Origin of the sequence: Enterococcus raffinosus, assembly GCF_001886185.1 — a bacterium.
GTDB classification, from domain to species: Bacteria; Bacillota; Bacilli; order Lactobacillales; family Enterococcaceae; genus Enterococcus_A; species Enterococcus_A raffinosus.
The window spans coordinates 1-3,696 of the sequence record NZ_JXLA01000077.1; the positions used below are offsets into that span (position 1 = coordinate 1).

General features: G+C 37.1%; 3 protein-coding genes. All 3 read right to left on the bottom strand.

All coding sequences use genetic code 11. From position 1 onward, the window contains the following. Positions 1-223 precede the first annotated feature (223 nt). Positions 224-1,135 carry a conjugal transfer protein gene (locus RV13_RS20030; protein WP_060789634.1) on the bottom strand — a complete coding sequence of 304 codons (912 nt, stop codon included), beginning with the start codon at positions 1,133-1,135 and terminating at the stop codon, positions 224-226. Between the two features lie 18 nt (positions 1,136-1,153). Beyond that, the gene (locus RV13_RS20035; RefSeq protein WP_049220674.1) at positions 1,154-2,158 is read right to left on the bottom strand and encodes a bifunctional lytic transglycosylase/C40 family peptidase; all 1,005 of its coding nucleotides are present in this window, start codon (positions 2,156-2,158) and stop codon (positions 1,154-1,156) included. Next, positions 2,155-3,696, bottom strand: a 1,542-nt coding sequence (locus RV13_RS20040; RefSeq protein WP_071875998.1) for a CD3337/EF1877 family mobilome membrane protein, incomplete at its 5' end; no start/stop codon positions are given. The genes RV13_RS20040 and RV13_RS20035, both read right to left, overlap by 4 nt.

The following is a 3,696-nucleotide window of genomic DNA, read 5'->3' on the forward strand; positions in this document are numbered from 1 at the left end:
GGTAACTTTAATTTTACAGAATGGACTTTCTTTTTTTCCACCCTAAATTTCTATTTACACAAAATATTTTACGCTATCAAGGATTTCCATTTTCTCTTTTAAACAACCTTATCAATATAGTATAGTTAGTAACATTGTTTCTTTATTATGCCTAAACTATTACTCACCATACAAGTTTACAATGATTCATTCTTTCCTTGTTTTTTATATTCTCCTTAAAAAATTATTCTCCATTAATAATTTTCCAATTTTCTTCTTTGTTTAACAATAGATTGTATTGAAAACTATTTGTCACCTTTTCAATTTCATTTAGGTATTTTACTACGATTTTTACTTGTACCGAACCGTCCTTTTCAAGATAAATAGGATTGGTTATTTCTACAAATCTAAGATCGCTACTAACTTGGCTCATAGATTCATTTTCACTATAATACTCTAGCTCTTTTTCAGAAGCAATTGGATAAAGTTTGAAAAATGTCTCTAGAAACTCAGTAATTTCTTGCGTTGTTTTTGCATCAATGTCAGAATCACTTTCTACTTGTTTTACTTCATATTTTGCCTTACCTGGCTTACTAATCATAGTTGGTAAACTCGTCACTATATGATTTTCTTTTTCATCTTCAAATATCTTCACTCGATACGCAGAAGAAATTTGTTCTGACTTTTTCCCTTCTGTAATCTTTTGGTCTACTAAAAATGAAACGACAAAATCTTTCGAACGTTTTTCAACATCTAGAATTTTTACTGAATTTACTTCTGAACTAGTGGGAATATCTACTCGAACCATATCTTGACTCAAAGCAAGGCCTTCTTCTGTAAGGTACTGTCCAAGATTACTCATTCTCTTTTCAATTACTTCCTTGTTATTCTTCCATGAAAAGTATTCTTTCACAAAATTCTTTGTAAAACTTTCAACTCCAGAAGTATTTATTACTTTTTCTTTTACAACCATTTTTACGTGAGTTGTATGCTGATCAATGGCGGTGAAATTTTTGTAGATACCAAAAGCAAGACTACATGACAGTAAAAGCCAAAGGGCAAGCACCATTTTTCGATGCTTGCCCACTGAAATTGTCCGCTCTTTTTTCTTTTTTGACATCTTTTCCTTTTGAATCCGTTCAATTTTTATCTTCATTATTTTTCCTCTTTTCTCTTAATTGTATCGGCCGGCTCCAATCAGATGCTGCTGCCAATAGCTTTCTGTAAGATTCGTCCAACCCACTGGATTTCCTGCGTGAAACATGCGATTCTCTCCTGCATAAATACCTACATGAGTCACATAAGTACCGGCATCATAGGTTGAGTGAAAGAAAATTAAATCACCAGGTTTGGCATCTTTTAAGTCAATATGAGTCATGACATCATACTGATCTTGAGCCACCCGGGGAAGTTTCAGACCAACTTTGGCATAACACCACTGGGTCAATCCACTACAATCAAAACCCGTTGCGGGACTCGAACCGCCAAATACGTAGGCAGTACCTTCATACTTAAAAGCCTCGTCAAAAATCCCTTGGACTGTTTTATCATCAAACTGTGTCGTGGTCAGGTATTGCTTCACTAATAGGCAATAAAACATATTGCCATAGTTATAGCGCCACCCGCCATTTTCTTTAATAGCTATGGGATTGGGATAATCGACTTTTTGACCACCCGATTTTTCCTTTGAAAATGATTCGGCTAAAGTAAAACTATGCTTCTTCCCGTTTTTTGCGACATAATCCAAATAGCCGCCACCATAGTTATAGGCTTGAATAATACTATCTTGATCACACCCTAGTTCTTTGGAGCTCTTAACCAAGGAAGCAAAATAAATACATCCCTGCTTGATAGATGCTTCGGTACTTAATGAATTTGGTGGTAAACCCGCAGACTCAGAACTTTGCATGACGTCCTCCATTGTGCCACCAGATTCGACTTGGATGATTGCCAAAAGAATTGGTACATAGTCTAATATGTCCGATTCTTTAGCATATTTTTCAACCATTGAGCGATGTTTCAAGACTTCTTCTGAGACACTATTTCCACCAGGAGAAATACCAGAAGTACCACTCCCCTCACTATCTTCCCCAAACAATAAGCTCACACACATCAAGATGCCCATAAAAGAGAGCATCAACATGGTTAACGAAATGACACTCAATTCTTTTAAATTCATTTTTTATCACCCGACTTTGGTTTTGGACGAGCCTTCATTATTCTTTGTACTTTTTGATTGGCTCTCTTCGGAAGAGTAGATCGTTGCTTAACTTGCTGGAAAGAATTTTTCTTACTTAATAGTTGGTTATTCTCTCTCGCAACCAAATTCTGTTTAACAAGTCTTCTCCTTACCTCAGAATTCGGTTTTACCATCACAATCCGTTTTGGAAGTTCATTTTTCAGTATCCTATCCTTCTGAGGTTTTGGATCCTCTTTTATCGAAACATTACTTCTTCTTTTTCCATGACGGTCTGTTACTTCGCCCAAGTTTTTTCGCTTTTCATCCATTTTCTCATCTCTGCGTTGTCGTTGTTTGTCTCGCAGCTTCTCTCGATCTGCTTTTTCTTGAACAAGCCCTCGCTTAAATTCTTTCGGTGCTTTTTTCGTCTTTTCCAGACCTTTATGGAGGATGTATTTTAAGTTGGTCGGCGTATTCCGTACCTGATCCTTTACTTGTTTTGTCTTATCTTTCACCAAAGCCTGGGTATCCAGAACTTTGCCGATTTTTCTCCCGGCCAAGTTCATTCGAGATTGTTTCTTATTATTTGAAATTGGATTTTCCTTATTCAAGTCAGATGGTAGCTCGTGATCGGTAGGTAATCGTGAATTCTTTCGTAGAGCAGAACCGGATGGCTTAAATTTGGATTTTGATTGTTCCTTTGCCAACTTATTTCCGACTGCTGCACCACCACCAAAAGCCAAAGTTCGTCCCACATTTCGACTGAGTTGCCGCAATTTACGGTTCATCAACATTTGCGGTTTTCGCATAACCCGTCTTCCCATTGACTGGCTATCATTACTTTGGAGATTGAACATACTCATGATGTCCCCCAATTTGAAATAGATACCGGCAAAAGTCACAATTTGTAGAAAAGCTACCATAAAGAAGGGATAGGTAGCCGAAATATTGAAAAACATGGTAGAAATACTAAAAGCAGTTGTAATCACCAAGGTCACTCCCGCTCGCATCATAATCGTATTAAACAAGCGAATAATCACCTTCTTTCCTAAACTTTCATAAGTCGGCAACATGGACAATAAGAAACTGATAGGAAGAAACATCGCAAAGATAATGAAGAGAATTTGCGAGAACAACATAATCCCAGTCAGAAGAAAGACAAAAAAGGATATGCCAATATTGAACAACACCAAAAAGACCACGGTCCCTAAGCGGTTCATGGTCTTGGTAATACTTAGATTCGCATTATCATTGTCTTCAATCTCGGCTTTGACCGCTTCTTCCCGATCTTTGCCTTTATTTTCATCCGGACTCACGGATAGAATCTTATTGATCCGATCTTCGCCAATTTCTTCTATGTTTGAATCATCAAATTGCAAGAGTAACCAAGGTTGTTGGACTTGAATCGAAAACAAACTATCCCGAATCAAATCCACACTATCTTTTCCTTGGCTTTCCGAATTCGGTACAACAATCTCGGTCCCAAGGCTAAGAGCCGCTTCACTAACGTCTGAGCTAAAATCATTGATTTTTGTGAT

Excerpts from the sequence above, each read along its gene's own strand:
- RV13_RS20030 (WP_060789634.1), bottom strand. The coding sequence starts at position 1,135 with ATGAAGATAAAAATTGAACGGATTCAAAAGGAAAAGATGTCAAAAAAG.
- RV13_RS20035 (WP_049220674.1), bottom strand. The coding sequence starts at position 2,158 with ATGAATTTAAAAGAATTGAGTGTCATTTCGTTAACCATGTTGATGCTC.